This is a genomic window from Citrobacter sp. CK194 (assembly GCF_030333395.1).
GTDB lineage: Bacteria > Pseudomonadota > Gammaproteobacteria > Enterobacterales > Enterobacteriaceae > Citrobacter_B > Citrobacter_B koseri.
The window spans coordinates 137,153-150,974 of record NZ_JAOWGA010000015.1 but is presented as its reverse complement, the minus strand read 5'-3'; the positions used below and the strand labels follow the sequence as shown (position 1 = coordinate 150,974).

Genomic DNA, 13,822 nt, shown 5'->3' with positions numbered 1-13,822 from the left:
GCGTATTACGCTTCTTTCAGCAGGCGTTCTACGGCGTCGACGACATCCTGCACGGTACGCACCGCTTTGAACTCTTCCGGCTTGATTTTCTTACCGGTTTTCTTTTGCAGATGCACGATCATGTCAACGGCGTCGATGCTGTCCAGCTCCAGATCTTCATACAGGCGCGCCTCAGGTTTGATGTCCTGAGGGTCGATTTCAAACAGTTTGACCAGCAGCGCGGAGACTTCTTCATAAATGGCATGTTGTTCTGTCATAACGGACTCGCCTCAGGCACGTTGAGCGTGAATGAAAGATGCCAGCGTGGCGACGGAAAAGAAGTGCTGACGCATCTCTTCGCTCTCTGCGGAGAGCACCACGCCATACTGGTTTTTCACCGCCAGCCCCAGCTCAAGGGCATCGATCGAATCCAGTCCTAAACCATCACCAAAGAGCGCCGCCTCGGTATCGATATCGTCAGCGGACAGCTCGTCCAGATTCAGCGTATTTATTATGAGATTTTTAATTTCAAGGTAGAGCGCTTGCATCATTAATTCCTGAAAGAGGTGTAGCACCTGGTTGTAATTGAAGCAAAAGATGCCGGTTCAACTGCCTTGCCGCCAGCGCCGGTTCTTGTAAACTTGCATCGTTAAACGGGTCGATCGCGATCCGCTCGCGCACCTCTACGGTAAACAGAGGTTTCGCGGGAGGCACGTCATACCATTTGCTCTGCTTATCCAGCAGATGCTCGCTACAGTGGATAGTCACTACGCGTAAATCGCTGCCGCAGCGCACGGCGATATTGGCCGCGCCGCGTTGCAGCGTCATTTTTTCACCGGGTCGCGTTCGCGTCCCTTCGGGGAAAATCAATATTGTGTCGCCCTGATCCAGACGCTGCTGGCAGGCCGGTAACAGCGCGTCGGCCTGGCTGTTGATCAGGTAATCCGCCGCGCGAATAACGCCGCTGACGAACGGGTTTTTCAGCAGTGCGCTCTTCACCAGGCAGTCGGTTTCGGGCATGACGGAAGCCAGCAGCACGTAATCGATAAGCGTGGGATGGTTCGCCACCACCAGACACCCTTTCTCCTGTCGCAGCACGTCGCTCCCCTCGATGCGGTAGTCCAGAACGCCAAGCGTTTTCGCTACCGTTAAAAAGGCGCGAAAACTGGCCGCAATGCTGCGACGGGCCAGGCGGCGGCGTCTGACGGGGTTCCATACCAATAGTAACAATAAGTTGAACCACACGACAGAAAGCAACAGCCCGCCGATGCCGAACAGGGCAAAACAAAAACCGGTCATCACCAGTCGCCATGCCCAATCCAGACGCGCCAGAAGCGTATTCACGCGCGGCTCCACTGCCACTCTACCCGCTCGCCCGGCAGCGTAAAGGCGTCGGCGTTTTGTAAGTAACGCTGTAAAAACAGCAGGCTTTGCGGAAGCGGCGTTTCATCCTGAGGCGCGCCGGGACGCGTGGCGCAGGACAGCGTATTCCCCGCTTCAATGACAAAGGCGACGGCGTAAGGCCAGGTCGGCATCTGCGGCGGTAATCGCGGATGGTAAAACTCGGGCAGGAAGCCGTCGAAATCGACCATCAATACCCGCTGATAACCCGCCTGAAGCAGACACATCACTTCGCACAACCCTTGCTGGAAGGTGTCTCTCCCGGCGGAAAGCGAGGATGAGACAACCGGCTGTTTTGCGGCAATGGTCAGATTACCGACCGCGGAATTGTGTACTGACAGGGCGAAATCGGTGGGAGAGAGCGCCTGTTCCATCGCCAGCGCGTGCAGGATGCGGTAGTTACGCTCCAGTTCGCCGTGGCGGCTGGTATAGAGCACCGCGTCGATATCGTGGCGACGCAGCATGGCCAGCCCGCACTCTACCGCCAGTTTGCTGCCGGAACTGAGCCGCCGGGCGGTCATCATCGGGAGTTCGTGCAGTTTTGCCTGCGGCGCGGCGGGATCGATGGCGTACGGCTCCCGCGACCACTGCTGCCAGTGGGTCGCTTCGCTAAGTCCTGGGGCTCTGGCCTGCCAGTCTGTTATGTTTAGTGCAAATTTCATCAACGCGCGTCCGCGGTAATCCGGTGATACCAGTGACGTTTTTTTAACGTCACTTTGTTATTTTTTCTTTTGGCATATCAATAAAGTATGCCCAACGCCCAGGTTGTCATGGCGTTCATCCACCTGGAACCCTGCCATGTCCAGGTAGTGATAAAACTTCTCTACGCTGTAGAAACGGCTGTTGCCGTTTGCCATACAGGTAAAATAAAGCGAAGACGCATTCAGGCTAAAAGAGGCCGCTTCAAATTTCTGCGCATCCCAGAACAGCTCCATAATGCACAGCCTTGCGCCGGATTTCATCACGCGGGCAACGTTACTGAGCATGGTGATAATCTGTTCCGGTGAAAAGCAGTCCAGAAATTGGCTCATCCACCAGATATCGGCCTCTCCAGGTAAAGGCGTATCACCCAGCATATCCACTGCATGGAAATCTATGCGATGAGATAATCCTGCATTTTCGATATTTTTACGGGCAAGTGCAATTTGTTGTGGCAAATCTAATAAAGTGACCGCGATATTTTCATCGTACTGGCAGCAGCGTAATGCCCATTTCCCGGTATTTCCGCCCACATCGTACAGGGTTGCCGGGCGACTGGCGAATACATAAGGCAGCGCGGCGTCAAATGCGCCGTCGGAATAGTAATGATCGAAGGCGAACCAACTGTCACGCGCCGCCTGCGGTAATTGCGACAGCGCGGGATAAATCGTTGGCCAGTCGCCGAATATTTTCAGTCCTGACGGTTTGCCTTCCTTTAGCGCATTTTCCAGATAAAACAGCCCCTGATAGCAAACATCCTGGGTGAAATCCATATTTATGCGGGTCATGGCGTCATGCAGAAGAAAATGCCCCACCTTCGCGAGATAATAATGCCCCTCTTTGTGAGTAATAATACGTCCGCTTAATCCCATATCCAGCAGTACGCTGGCGGCATATTCATTGATGCTGCTGTTTTCAGTGATATCGTCGAGCGTTGCGCCGCGTTTACCCTGCCGATCCAGATATGTCAGCACACCCGCGTTACGCAGACACAATGCGGCCTGGAAAAGCATGGGGGCGAAGGCGATACGTTGTGCTTCCGTGATGGCATCCAGTGCGCTAAGCGAGTCCTGTTCGTACATAATGGGGACAACCTGTTAAGAGGGGGTAAAAGCGAGTTATCGGGCCGTCTTCGACCCGACTTTAATAATCCGCGTCATCTTTCAGGCCGCCGCTTTTGACGCGTGAACGTTCAGCTCAATGCCGCCTGAATGAAAGTGCGTACCGCCTGAATTACAGACCCGCGCCTGCGGACAAGTTAACCTGGATGTCTTTGTCCAGGTTATGTACCCAGCGGTTGTAGTTTTTGTGAATTTTGCCGCCGGAAGCCTGCAAATTGAGGCTGCTGTCGTATTTGATGTCGTAGCTGGTGGCGGAGTAGGTAATGCGCACTTCAGCGACGTGGTTGCGCGTCTGCTGACGTCCTTTGATAACGCCAGGCCCGACTTCAGACATGATCCATTGACGTTGAACGCCTGCCTTCAGAATGGCGTTTTTGACCTGCTCCTGAGTATGGCCCGCGCTCACGCTGGAGTGAACCTGATCGATAGGCGCAGTACGCGCGCAACCCGCCAGAGCACCCACAACCGCAATAGCGGCAAACCATTTAATGAATTGTTTCATGAAAACTCCCTATCAATTAACTAGTTGACTAATAATGTGCTTATTAATTTATTAATAACGAACGCCAGCCATAATGGCGTCGGTTTTTATTTTATGCATTTTTCATTTCACGCGAAAACCGACTGAATGCGGTATTGTTATATCTGTTTGAGTTAAGTCGCTTTATTCCGGTGAATGCTGTTTCTTATTTATTAAATAACGGGCGGCAGGACATATTTCATTTAAGGTAAACTGCCACATATATTTAAAACGCATGACAGTTTACCGGGCAGGTGCGTAGATAAAAACTACCCTGGTTGGTAGGTAAATTAATTATCCGGGCAACCGACTTTTCGGGCGACCCGGCCCCAGTAAAATCGCCAGCTTGCTGCCGCCTTTGGTGGTCTCCATCCAGATCTTACAGACGCTGGTAAGCGGAACGGAAAGCAGCATCCCTACCGGGCCTAATAACCATCCCCACACCAGTAAAGAGAGGAACACCACCAGCGTGGACATTCCCAGGCGGTGGCCCATCATGCGCGGTTCCAGGATATTGCCGATGATCATATGCACCACCAGAAAGAGCGCGCCGACCAGAACGCATTCGTAGAAACCGTTGAACAGCAGCGCCTGAATCATCGGCGGCACCGCCGAAATGACCGAACCAATATTAGGGACATAGTTGAGTAAAAACGCCAGCACGCCCCACATCAGCGCAAACTGGATGTCCATCAGCGCCAGCCCTAGCCAGACAATCACGCCGGTCCACAGGCTCAGCAGCGTTTTCAGCGCCAGATAGTGCGACACGCCTTTGAGCGCCCGGTGTAAACCCGCAATGTGAATTTGCGGGTTGTTCAGCGCGAAACGCAGTTTGTAGGGAACGTGGCGGACTTCGAACAGCATAAACACCACCGTCATCACCAGCAGGACTACGCTTGCCATCGCCCCGGAAAGGCCGGTCATCAGTGTGGTGGTGAAGGTCATCAGTTTATCGGAGTCGATGCGTTGCAGCAGGCGTTCCGGCGACATGTGCAGGTTGAGGAAGGGTAGCATCTCCTGCAAATGCAGAACCTTACGCGTCAGCTCCTTGTTGTATTTCGGCAGCATGGCGACGAATTCATTGATTGACGCAGCCAGTACGCCGATCAGCGCCGTCAGCACGATAAGCATCACGACCACCACGAGGGTAATCGCCACCGGGCGGTTAACGCCGCGACGAATAAACCAGGTTACCAGCGGGTTGAGGACAATGGCGAAAAAGAGCGCCAGTAAGAGCTGTACAATAATATCTGCTGCGGCATGAAGCCCTGCCAGTATGACGACCAACGACGCCAGTTTGAGCAGAATATGCATCCCCGTTTTGTCGGGTTGAGGGGTTGTCATGTCATCTTCCTTTTTGCATTTTTTCTAAGTGTAGCGCCTGGCCTGAGACCAATATTCTTAATCTTGCTACTGATTTTCGCGACTCAGCATGATAAAAATGAAACACTGTTGTAAAAACGTGGTGACCTCCCATGCCCGAACCCGTCGCTGAACCGGCGCTTAGCGGATTACGCCTCAATCTGCGTATCGTTTCTGTTGTGATTTTTAACTTCGCCAGTTATCTGACGATCGGTTTGCCGCTCGCAGTCCTGCCGGGCTATGTCCATGATGTGATGGGGTTTAGCGCTTTCTGGGCGGGGCTGGTCATAAGCTTACAATATTTTGCGACGCTCGTGAGCCGCCCTCATGCGGGGCGCTACGCTGACCTGCTGGGGCCGAAAAAGGTTGTCGTCTTTGGTTTGTGCGGCTGCTTTCTGAGCGGCCTGAGCTATCTCCTGGCGGGATTCGCCAGCGGCTGGCCGATTGCAAGCCTGCTGCTGTTATGCCTGGGGCGTGTCATTCTGGGTATTGGACAAAGCTTCGCCGGAACCGGATCAACGCTCTGGGGCGTAGGCGTGGTGGGGTCGCTGCATATTGGCCGGGTGATTTCGTGGAACGGTATTGTCACGTATGGCGCGATGGCGATGGGCGCCCCGCTTGGCGTGCTGTTTTACGCCTGGGGCGGGTTACAGGGGCTGGCGTTGACGATCATGGGCGTGGCGCTGCTGGCCGTGCTGTTTGCGCTCCCGCGCCCGGCGGTGAAAGCCAGTAAGGGCAAACCGCTGCCGTTTCGCGCTGTGCTTGGGCGCGTCTGGCTGTATGGAATGGCGCTGGCGCTGGCATCCGCGGGATTCGGCGTTATCGCCACCTTCATCACGCTGTTTTATGACGCGAAAGGGTGGGATGGCGCCGCCTTCGCGCTCACGCTGTTTAGCTGTGCGTTTGTGGGCGCTCGTTTATTGTTCCCCAATGGCATCAATCGGTTAGGCGGCTTAAACGTGGCGATGATCTGCTTTAGCGTGGAGATTATCGGGCTGCTGCTGGTGGGCGTTGCGCTGATGCCGTGGATGGCGAAAATTGGCGTGTTACTGGCGGGGGCAGGGTTCTCGCTGGTCTTCCCGGCGCTGGGCGTGGTGGCGGTAAAGGCGGTGCCGCAGCAGAATCAAGGGGCGGCGCTGGCGACCTATACGGTGTTTATGGATTTATCGTTGGGCGTGACCGGGCCGCTGGCGGGGCTGCTGATGACCTGGGCGGGCGTGCCGGTTATCTATCTGGCGGCGGCGGGTCTGGTGGCGATTGCGCTGTTGCTGACCTGGCGGTTAAAAAAACGGCCTCCGGCGGTATCGCAGGAGGCCGTGTCATCGTCTTAACCGTTACTGGATAACCAGCGTGTTAATGATGTTTTCAGCGGCGGTTTGCGCCTTCTGCTGATCGTCTGCTGGCAGCGTGATTTGCAGGGTCAGCAGTTGGTTATCCACTTTGCCCAGCAGTACGGAAGAGTACGCGGTCTGGCCTTTCGCAGAGATAATGCTGTCCAGCTGTTGCAGCGTGTGGCCTTTCAGCTCGATGGCTTTATTGGTCACGACCTGCAACTGCGGGTCGCGGCTGCGCTGTTGATCTTCCAGACGTTTCGCCAGCACGGCGAGGTCTTCATTGGTGTTATCGCCAACAATCACGATCACCGCTTTCTGGCCTGTCGCGTCAGAGTAGACGTGCATATTATTGGCCTGAGTGCCCAGCTTGCCGCTCTGGTCGGTCATATCCGCTGGCAGTGAGAACGTCAGCTTACCGTCCAGCAGGCTGACAGGTTGTCCGGTTGCGTTGCTTTCCGTAGAGGTTCCCTCTGCCGGAGCATTGGTATCGTTGTTATCACAGGCCGCAAGCCCCATAACCAGCAGGCCAATACCGACATATTTAACCAGATTGCGCATTGACTTCTTCCTTTCGATAAACGGCCATAACGGCTCATTCATCCATCTTATCACAACTCGGAAAATGAACCTTTAACTCGTCTGCAATGCCGAGATTTCAGATTTATCTGCCAGCCTTTTCAGCAACATATTCAGCAATACGCCATACATCGGCAGGAAGAAAATAATGCTGATGAGCACCTTGAAGCAGTAATCGACTAGGGCGATTTCCATCCAGTGCTCGGCCATAAAGGCATCGGGGCTGCGCCAGAAAGCGATGAAGAAGAAGGCGAGGGTATCGCTGACGTTGCCAAACAGCGTGGAGGCCGTAGGAGCCATCCACCAGCGGCGGTTCTGGCGCAGGCGGTTAAAGACGTGTACATCCAGAATCTGGCCCAGCGCATACGCCATAAAGCTGGCGGTGGCGATACGCGCGACAAACAGGTTGAAGTGCAGCAGCGCGCCAAATCCCTGCCAGGAACCCATATAAAACAGCGATGAGATGACATAGGAGATGAGCAGCGCCGGGATCATCACCGCAAAGATTATCCGTCGTGCCAGCGGCGCGCCAAAAATGCGCACGGTCAGGTCGGTCGCGAGAAAAATAAAGGGAAAGCTAAAGGCGCCCCACGTCGTGTGGAACCCGAAAACAGAGATCGGAAGCTGTACCAGATAGTTACTGGAGGTGATCACCAGTAAGTGGAATAGCGATAGCCAGAACAACGCTTTTACGCGCTGTATTTGAGTAAAGGAGTTCATATTGTACCTTTTTGATCGATATTTGGGGTGAGGGAACCCAATAAAACCGCCGCATCATACTGCTTTGAAAACGTATTGCAATGGTTGTTTTTCACGCAATCGTTAACTTGATTTGCTTACGGGCAAACAGGGCGTAAACTACAGCCGTTTTTTTAGTGAATGAGACGAAGATGACCGATCTGTTTTCCTCCCCCGACCATACGCTTGATGCCCAGGGGCTACGCTGCCCGGAACCGGTAATGATGGTGCGTAAAACCGTGCGTAACATGCAAACGGGCGAAACGCTGCTGATTATTGCCGACGATCCGGCGACAACCCGCGATATTCCTGGCTTTTGTACGTTTATGGAACATGAGCTGATGGCGAAAGAGACGGATTCGCTGCCGTATCGCTATTTGCTGCGTAAAAAGCATTGAGTCTCAGCCGGATAAAACCGGCGTGACCGCTGCGACATTTTTAAACCATCGTTTCAATTTTTCCTGCTTTTTTGTGAAGCACTTCACCTTCATCTTTCAGGGCATCGGCTACGGTTTAAGCGTAAAAACTAAAACAATGTTTTAACGCTACCCTCTCAACCTCTGGAGCTGACCCGATGAAAGTGACTCTCAAGCCGCTCGCGGCTTCCCTGTGCCTGGCTACCGCGTCAATACTGTTTTCCCATTCCGTTTTCGCGCAGGTCATTAAAGCGGCGGATGTCCATCCGCAGGGCTACCCGAATGTCGTCGCCGTGCAGAAAATGGGCGAAAAACTCAAACAACAGACCGACGGCAAACTGGAAATTAAAGTGTTCCCGGGCGGCGTGCTGGGCGATGAGAAACAGATGATTGAACAGGCGCAAATCGGCGCGATTGATATGATTCGCGTATCGATGGCGCCGGTGGCGGCTATTCTGCCGGATATCGAAGTCTTTACGCTGCCCTATGTGTTCCGCGACGAAGACCACATGCACAAAATTATTGATGGCGATATCGGGAAAAGCATTGGCGATAAGCTGACGAACAACCCGAAATCACGTCTGGTGTTTCTTGGCTGGATGGACTCCGGGACGCGCAACCTGATTACTAAAAACCCGGTGGAAAAGCCGGAAGATCTCCACGGTATGAAGATTCGCGTGCAGGGAAGCCCGGTGGCGCTGGATACGCTGAAAGACATGGGGGCGAACTCGGTGGCGATGGGGGTGAGCGAGGTGTTTAGCGGTATGCAGACCGGCGTGATTGACGGTGCGGAAAACAACCCGCCGACTTTTGTCGCGCATAACTACATGCCGGTTGCGAAGAATTACACCCTCAGCGGGCACTTTATCACCCCGGAAATGCTGCTCTATTCCAAAGTGAAGTGGGACAAGCTGACTGCGGATGAGCAGCAGAAGATCCTGACGCTGGCGCGCGAAGCGCAGTTTGAGCAGCGTAAATTGTGGGATGCCTACAACCAGGAGGCATTAGCGAAGATGAAGGCTGGCGGCGTGCAGTTCCACGAAATTGATAAAGCGTATTTCGTGAAGGCCACCGAGCCGGTACGCGCGCAGTATGGCGAAAAACACCAGGCGTTGATGAAGGCGATTGCCGACGTGCAGTAAGCGCCTTCGCTTCGCCGGATGAGCAGGCCTGCGTGGGTTCGTACCATGATCCCCGTAGGCCTGATAAGCCTGGCGCCATCAGACGACAATCTACCCTTTACGCAACAGCCGCAGCGCATTGGCGGTCACCAGCACCGTCGCCCCGGTATCCGCCAGCACGGCCAGCCACAGACCGGTTATGCCGAGCAGCGTGGTGATGAGGAAGATCCCTTTCAGCCCCAGGGCAATTGCGATGTTTTGACGAATATTGGCGTGGGTGGCGCGCGCCAGCTGGATCATCTGTACCAGCCCGCGCAGGCGGTTATGCGTCAGGGCGGCGTCTGCCGTTTCCAGCGCGACATCCGTTCCGCTTCCCATCGCAATACCTATCGCGGCGGCTTTCATTGCGGGGGCGTCGTTAATGCCGTCACCCACCATCGCCAGCGGGGCGTGCTGATTGAGCGCCGTCACCGCCCGGACTTTATCTTCCGGCAGCAGGCCCGCTTTAAACGTCAGGCCCAGCTCTCCGGCAATGGCCGCTGCCGCGCGTGGGTTATCGCCGGTCAGGATCACGCCTTTCACCCCTAACTGATTAAGCTCGCCGATCGCGGTGCGGGCGTCATCGCGCAGCGTATCCTGTAGGGCGAGCACGCCGATTACGTCGTCGTTGCGCAGCACCAGCACGACCGTCTGTCCGGCGCTTTCCAGTTCGCTGATTTGCCCGGCAAAGGCTTCCGCCGGGCGTTTGCCTGCGGCGCAAATCAGGATGCGCTCGCCATTAACCTGAGCTTCGATACCCGAACCGACCAGCGCGCGCTGCTCCAGCGCTGGCGGAATGGTCAGCTCACGCGTCTGCGCTTCACGCACAATGGCCTGAGCCAGTGGGTGCGTCGCGCCTTGTTCCACCGCCGCCGCCAGCGCCAGCAGCTCCGCTTCGCCGATCCCGCTTGCCGGATGGATGGCGGTGACGCGCGGTTTCCCTACGGTCAGGGTGCCGGTTTTATCGAACGCCACCTGAGTGACTCTGCCCAGCTGCTCCAGCGCTGCGCCGCCTTTAATCAGCGCCCCGCGACGTGCCGCCGCCGCCAGCCCGGAGGTGATGGCCGCCGGAGTGGAAATGACCAGCGCACACGGGCAGCCAATCAGTAACAGCGTGAGTCCCTTATAAATCCACTCTTGCCAGGACGCGGCAAACAGCAGCGGTGGCACCAGCGTGACCAGCAGCGCGACGGCCATAATCACCGGGGTGTAAATCCGGCTGAAGCGGTCAATAAAACGCTCAATGGGCGCACGGCGTTCTTCGGCTTCTTCAATCAGCTTCAGGATACGGTCAATCGCGCTGGCGCCCGGTTCTGACAGCACCTCCAGCGTGACGAGCCGATCCACGCTGGTGGCGCCGGCGGGGACTTTCTCGCCCGTTGAGCGCTCGACCGGAATCGACTCGCCGGTGAGCGCGCTCTCATCAAAACTGGCGAAACCGGAGACCAGCCTGCCGTCGGCGGGTAAGCGCCCACCTGCCGCCACTTCGATAATGTCGCCGGGTTGCAGGGTGTTGATCGCCACCTCTTCGCGCACGCCATCGCGCAGGCGCGTGGCGGTTTCCGGTTTGAGGGCCATCAGCGCGCTGACCCCCCTGCGGGCGCGGCTGGCGGCCCACCCTTCGAGGCGTTCGCCGATCAGAAATAACAGCAGCACCATCGCCGCTTCCGCCGTCGCGCCAATAAACAGCGCGCCAATCGCCGCCACGCTCATCAGCGTTTCGATGGCGAACCAGCTACCGGTTTTCATCAGGCGCAGCGCCTGACGGGCAATGGGATACAGGCCGACCAGCGTGGTGGCGATAAACGCCAGTTGGCCGAACGGATGGTTGAATTGCTCCAGCCCCCAGCTAATCGCCATCATAATGATGAGCGTGATCAGCGGCAGGTTTTCTTGCAGCCGGGATTCGCGCGCCTCTGCTGTGGCCTGTTCATCACGCAGGGTATAGCCCGCCTTTTGTACGGCGCGTTCAACGTGTTGGCGGATATCGGCATTCGCATCCACCACCAGTTTCTCGGTGGCGAACAGCACCTGTACCTGATTGACGCCCCCGACCTGGCGCACGGCGTTTTCGACTTTACGGGCGCAGGCGGCGCAGTCCATACCGGCGACTTTCCAGGTGTAACGCGTCCCTTCGATGGTGTCGGGAACGAGAGCTTCCGTTGCGCAGGCGCCCTCACAGCAGCAGTCATCTACCTTCCGGGGGGCTGGCGCCAGCTTGAAGGATGAAAATTGTGGGACTTTTTTGCCATCAGTATCGGGTGTCAACATGGCATCCTCCGGTTGATGATAATTTTCTCATTAACCGGAGGATACACTCTGGAGTCGACTCCAGAGTCAAGCGTTATTAAAGATAAAGTGAGCGGACAATCAGGAAGTGCCCGGCAAAGTAGCAGGCGGCGGAAATAGCGTTATCCGCGCGGAAGCGGCAGCGGTAATGGCTGCCCAGCCAGACGATGTTGCCGAGGAATAACAACGATGCGCCCATAAAAGCAGAGAGTGCCGGGGCGGTCGGGCGGAAGAACCACAGTTCACCGGCCAGCCAGACCATCATGAGCGTCATGGCGATAAAAGTGCATATCGGCCAGCGCAGCTCTTCCAGACGCGTCCAGATCACCGCAATCAGCAACCCGCCCAACACCAGCAGCACTAACGGCAAGGGCCAGAAGAACGACAGCGTCATCTGGCTGGCGAAATAGAGGGTGTACAGCAGGTGTGACAGGAAGAATGCGCCAATGGCGTACAGCAGACGTTGGCGCGGCAACAGCGTCAACGCATCACCCAGCAACGAGGCGCACAGGCCCGCCAGCACAAGGTAGCTGATCGCGTCGAACATCGGCGCTTGCCAGGCGAGTAAAAGAAGGAGAATCAGGGTGAGAGGTTTAAAGACCCAGCGCTGCCACGCTGGCCCACGATACGATGCGTCCACAAATAGCCATGCGGAAAGACAGACAGCGATAAACGACCAAAGCATCTTAGTTCCTTGAATTCGTTATTTTTTCGCGAGCGGTATGCTCACGGCCCTGTTGTCCAGTGTAGAGGTCGGCGCAGGCAGATGACAACACCATAACGGGCAGAGTATGCTTATTTCCGCATTTTCTGATGGGTTAAAATGATGAGTAAACCACCACTTTTTTTCATTGTTATCATTGGCTTGATTGTTATCGCCGCGTCGTTTCGCTTTGTTTCGCAGCGGCGAGAAAAAGCCGATAACGATGCCGCGCCATTGCAGCAAAAGCAGGTAGTGGTGAGCAATAAGCGCGAAAAGCCGATCAACGATCGGCGCTCGCGTCAGCAGCAGGTGACGCCAGCGGGCACCAGTATGCGCTATGAGGTTAGCTTTAAACCGCAACGCGGCGGGCTTGAGCAGACGTTCCGGCTGGATGCCCAACAGTACCATGCGTTAACGGTCGGGGATAAAGGCACGCTGAGCTACAAAGGTTCGCGGTTTGTCGATTTTGTCGCCCAGCCATAAGATTTCGCCCGATGGCGTGTTGCTTATCGGGCCTACGGTCTGAGGGGGTTGTAGGTCGGATAAGGCGCAGCCGCCATCCGGCAAAAGGTTATTTTTTAACGTTAAATTTCTTCTGCCACACCAGCAGCTCAAACACGCCGAACAGAAAAATACGGATTTTCTCGCCGGTGGTCATCTGCGGGCCATCTTTAGGCATGGTGCTTTTTAACAGCGCCAGCTGCATACCGTGCATCAGCACCATAAAGACCAGTGCGACGTTGACGAAAATATTCAGCGGGCGCGGGAAAGGCTGTACCAGATTAAGAATTAAAAATGCCCAGACGCAGAGCATCAGTAATCGACCCAGATTAATCAGCATCGCTTTCTCCTTGTGCTTCCCGTTGATACAGGCGGTATGCGACCTGCCCGGCCACTTTTTCACGATACAACGACCAGTTTGCCGGGACGGGCGGCAGACCGTTTTCGACTTCGCTTTCGACGTAAATATACGCGTCATCAGCCAGCCAGCCGTGCGTTTCCAGCAGGCTTAACGTCTCTTCCAGCAGCCCTTTGCGAAACGGAGGATCGACAAATACCACGCTGTGCGGCGTACCGGTCTGCGCCAGAAAGACCAGCGTATTGGCGTTGACCACGCGGGCGTTGCCTGCCTTTAGCGTAGCAAGATTCTTTTGTAACTGCTGTGACACGGCGCGATCCATCTCCAGCAACGTCGCGCCCGCCGCATAGCGGGAAAGCGCTTCCAGCCCCAGCGCGCCGCTTCCGGCGAAACAATCCAGACAGTGGGCGTCTACCATGACCGGCGCCAGCCAGTTAAACAGCGTCTCGCGAACCCGGTCGGTTGTCGGGCGCAGCCCTGGGCTGTCGGGAACCGGAAGTTTACGGCCCCGCCATTGTCCGCCAATAATGCGGATTTGACCGCTGCCAGAGTGATTCGGTTTTTTCATTTCTATTGCTCAATCCGCTGCTGACGTGTCATTCCAGGCGGTGATGTGAATTAAGTTAAGTGGTAGACTATTTCATCATTTTTTTAGCTTCCATGTA

At 55.6% G+C, this 13,822-nt stretch carries 17 protein-coding genes; 4 read left to right on the top strand and 13 right to left on the bottom strand.

Features of this window, described 5'->3' with window-relative positions:
* Window positions 1-5: 5 nt before the first annotated feature.
* From OGX80_RS06210 to OGX80_RS06180, 7 genes are all read right to left on the bottom strand, one after another.
* Window positions 6-257: an acyl carrier protein gene (locus tag OGX80_RS06210; RefSeq protein WP_012135597.1), complete on the bottom strand. Its 252-nt coding sequence runs from the start codon at window positions 255-257 to the stop codon at window positions 6-8.
* Window positions 258-269: 12 nt separating this feature from the next.
* The gene (locus OGX80_RS06205) at window positions 270-527 is read right to left on the bottom strand and encodes a phosphopantetheine-binding protein (protein ID WP_024131035.1); all 258 of its coding nucleotides are present in this window, start codon (window positions 525-527) and stop codon (window positions 270-272) included.
* Complete coding sequence (locus tag OGX80_RS06200) at window positions 508-1,278, bottom strand: lysophospholipid acyltransferase family protein (protein WP_265098335.1); 771 nt, start codon at window positions 1,276-1,278, stop codon at window positions 508-510. Before OGX80_RS06200 ends, OGX80_RS06205 begins: the two co-directional genes overlap by 20 nt.
* A 41-nt stretch (window positions 1,279-1,319) precedes the next feature.
* On the bottom strand, window positions 1,320-2,042 hold the full coding sequence (locus tag OGX80_RS06195) for a beta-ketoacyl synthase chain length factor (protein ID WP_049011351.1): 723 nt from the start codon (window positions 2,040-2,042) through the stop codon (window positions 1,320-1,322).
* A gap of 57 nt (window positions 2,043-2,099) precedes the next feature.
* Window positions 2,100-3,161 carry a methyltransferase gene (locus tag OGX80_RS06190; RefSeq protein WP_104868082.1) on the bottom strand — a complete coding sequence of 354 codons (1,062 nt, stop codon included), beginning with the start codon at window positions 3,159-3,161 and terminating at the stop codon, window positions 2,100-2,102.
* Window positions 3,162-3,312: 151 nt separating this feature from the next.
* A complete protein-coding gene (locus tag OGX80_RS06185) occupies window positions 3,313-3,690 on the bottom strand; it encodes a hypothetical protein (RefSeq protein WP_123907531.1) in 378 nt (125 codons plus the stop codon).
* 324 nt (window positions 3,691-4,014) lie between these two features.
* Complete coding sequence (locus OGX80_RS06180) at window positions 4,015-5,064, bottom strand: AI-2E family transporter (RefSeq protein ID WP_047460519.1); 1,050 nt, start codon at window positions 5,062-5,064, stop codon at window positions 4,015-4,017.
* 131 nt (window positions 5,065-5,195) lie between these two features.
* Between OGX80_RS06180 and OGX80_RS06175 the strand changes: the two genes are divergently transcribed.
* A complete protein-coding gene (locus tag OGX80_RS06175; protein ID WP_012135588.1) occupies window positions 5,196-6,413 on the top strand; it encodes an MFS transporter in 1,218 nt (405 codons plus the stop codon).
* A 3-nt stretch (window positions 6,414-6,416) separates the two neighbouring features.
* Here OGX80_RS06175 and OGX80_RS06170 read toward each other — a convergent pair whose 3' ends face one another.
* Together OGX80_RS06170 and OGX80_RS06165 are read right to left on the bottom strand one after the other, a co-directional pair.
* Window positions 6,417-6,974 (bottom strand): DcrB family lipoprotein, encoded by a 558-nt coding sequence (locus tag OGX80_RS06170; RefSeq protein ID WP_024131033.1) that lies wholly within the window; start codon window positions 6,972-6,974, stop codon window positions 6,417-6,419.
* A gap of 72 nt (window positions 6,975-7,046) precedes the next feature.
* Window positions 7,047-7,712, bottom strand: coding sequence for a 7-cyano-7-deazaguanine/7-aminomethyl-7-deazaguanine transporter (locus OGX80_RS06165; RefSeq protein ID WP_012135586.1), 666 nt, complete (start codon window positions 7,710-7,712; stop codon window positions 7,047-7,049).
* Between the two features lie 170 nt (window positions 7,713-7,882).
* On the opposite strand from OGX80_RS06165, the gene tusA reads away from it, so the two are divergent.
* Complete coding sequence (gene tusA / locus OGX80_RS06160) at window positions 7,883-8,128, top strand: sulfurtransferase TusA (protein ID WP_012135585.1); 246 nt, start codon at window positions 7,883-7,885, stop codon at window positions 8,126-8,128.
* A gap of 176 nt (window positions 8,129-8,304) precedes the next feature.
* Window positions 8,305-9,288, top strand: coding sequence for a TRAP transporter substrate-binding protein (locus OGX80_RS06155; RefSeq protein WP_012135584.1), 984 nt, complete (start codon window positions 8,305-8,307; stop codon window positions 9,286-9,288).
* Between the two features lie 90 nt (window positions 9,289-9,378).
* On the opposite strand, the gene zntA is transcribed toward OGX80_RS06155, so the two are convergent.
* Entirely contained in the window at window positions 9,379-11,577 is a 2,199-nt protein-coding gene (zntA, locus tag OGX80_RS06150; protein ID WP_115181022.1) for a Zn(II)/Cd(II)/Pb(II) translocating P-type ATPase ZntA, read from the bottom strand.
* 76 nt (window positions 11,578-11,653) lie between these two features.
* Window positions 11,654-12,280 (bottom strand): lysoplasmalogenase, encoded by a 627-nt coding sequence (locus OGX80_RS06145; protein WP_012135582.1) that lies wholly within the window; start codon window positions 12,278-12,280, stop codon window positions 11,654-11,656.
* Window positions 12,281-12,421: 141 nt separating this feature from the next.
* On the opposite strand from OGX80_RS06145, the gene OGX80_RS06140 reads away from it, so the two are divergent.
* On the top strand, window positions 12,422-12,781 hold the full coding sequence (locus OGX80_RS06140; protein WP_112001437.1) for a DUF2500 domain-containing protein: 360 nt from the start codon (window positions 12,422-12,424) through the stop codon (window positions 12,779-12,781).
* A gap of 88 nt (window positions 12,782-12,869) precedes the next feature.
* Here the strand turns inward: OGX80_RS06140 and OGX80_RS06135 are convergent, their stop codons facing one another.
* Both OGX80_RS06135 and rsmD read right to left on the bottom strand, forming a co-directional pair.
* Window positions 12,870-13,139, bottom strand: coding sequence for a DUF1145 family protein (locus OGX80_RS06135; RefSeq protein ID WP_114647205.1), 270 nt, complete (start codon window positions 13,137-13,139; stop codon window positions 12,870-12,872).
* Window positions 13,129-13,725, bottom strand: a complete 597-nt coding sequence (gene rsmD, locus OGX80_RS06130; protein ID WP_115181023.1) for a 16S rRNA (guanine(966)-N(2))-methyltransferase — start codon at window positions 13,723-13,725, stop codon at window positions 13,129-13,131. Before rsmD ends, OGX80_RS06135 begins: the two co-directional genes overlap by 11 nt.
* Window positions 13,726-13,822 lie beyond the last annotated feature (97 nt).

What these genes read in the sequence shown, in the direction of transcription:
- OGX80_RS06180 (WP_047460519.1), bottom strand. Translation starts at nt 5,064, where the DNA reads ATGACAACCCCTCAACCCGACAAAACGGGGATGCATATTCTGCTCAAA.
- OGX80_RS06210 (WP_012135597.1), bottom strand. Translation starts at nt 257, where the DNA reads ATGACAGAACAACATGCCATTTATGAAGAAGTCTCCGCGCTGCTGGTC.
- OGX80_RS06200 (WP_265098335.1), bottom strand. Translation starts at nt 1,278, where the DNA reads ATGACCGGTTTTTGTTTTGCCCTGTTCGGCATCGGCGGGCTGTTGCTT.
- OGX80_RS06175 (WP_012135588.1), top strand. Translation starts at nt 5,196, where the DNA reads ATGCCCGAACCCGTCGCTGAACCGGCGCTTAGCGGATTACGCCTCAAT.
- rsmD (WP_115181023.1), bottom strand. Translation starts at nt 13,725, where the DNA reads ATGAAAAAACCGAATCACTCTGGCAGCGGTCAAATCCGCATTATTGGC.
- OGX80_RS06135 (WP_114647205.1), bottom strand. Translation starts at nt 13,139, where the DNA reads ATGCTGATTAATCTGGGTCGATTACTGATGCTCTGCGTCTGGGCATTT.
- OGX80_RS06205 (WP_024131035.1), bottom strand. Translation starts at nt 527, where the DNA reads ATGCAAGCGCTCTACCTTGAAATTAAAAATCTCATAATAAATACGCTG.
- zntA (WP_115181022.1), bottom strand. Translation starts at nt 11,577, where the DNA reads ATGTTGACACCCGATACTGATGGCAAAAAAGTCCCACAATTTTCATCC.
- OGX80_RS06195 (WP_049011351.1), bottom strand. Translation starts at nt 2,042, where the DNA reads ATGAAATTTGCACTAAACATAACAGACTGGCAGGCCAGAGCCCCAGGA.
- OGX80_RS06170 (WP_024131033.1), bottom strand. Translation starts at nt 6,974, where the DNA reads ATGCGCAATCTGGTTAAATATGTCGGTATTGGCCTGCTGGTTATGGGG.
- OGX80_RS06155 (WP_012135584.1), top strand. Translation starts at nt 8,305, where the DNA reads ATGAAAGTGACTCTCAAGCCGCTCGCGGCTTCCCTGTGCCTGGCTACC.
- OGX80_RS06140 (WP_112001437.1), top strand. Translation starts at nt 12,422, where the DNA reads ATGAGTAAACCACCACTTTTTTTCATTGTTATCATTGGCTTGATTGTT.
- tusA (WP_012135585.1), top strand. Translation starts at nt 7,883, where the DNA reads ATGACCGATCTGTTTTCCTCCCCCGACCATACGCTTGATGCCCAGGGG.
- OGX80_RS06165 (WP_012135586.1), bottom strand. Translation starts at nt 7,712, where the DNA reads ATGAACTCCTTTACTCAAATACAGCGCGTAAAAGCGTTGTTCTGGCTA.
- OGX80_RS06190 (WP_104868082.1), bottom strand. Translation starts at nt 3,161, where the DNA reads ATGTACGAACAGGACTCGCTTAGCGCACTGGATGCCATCACGGAAGCA.
- OGX80_RS06145 (WP_012135582.1), bottom strand. Translation starts at nt 12,280, where the DNA reads ATGCTTTGGTCGTTTATCGCTGTCTGTCTTTCCGCATGGCTATTTGTG.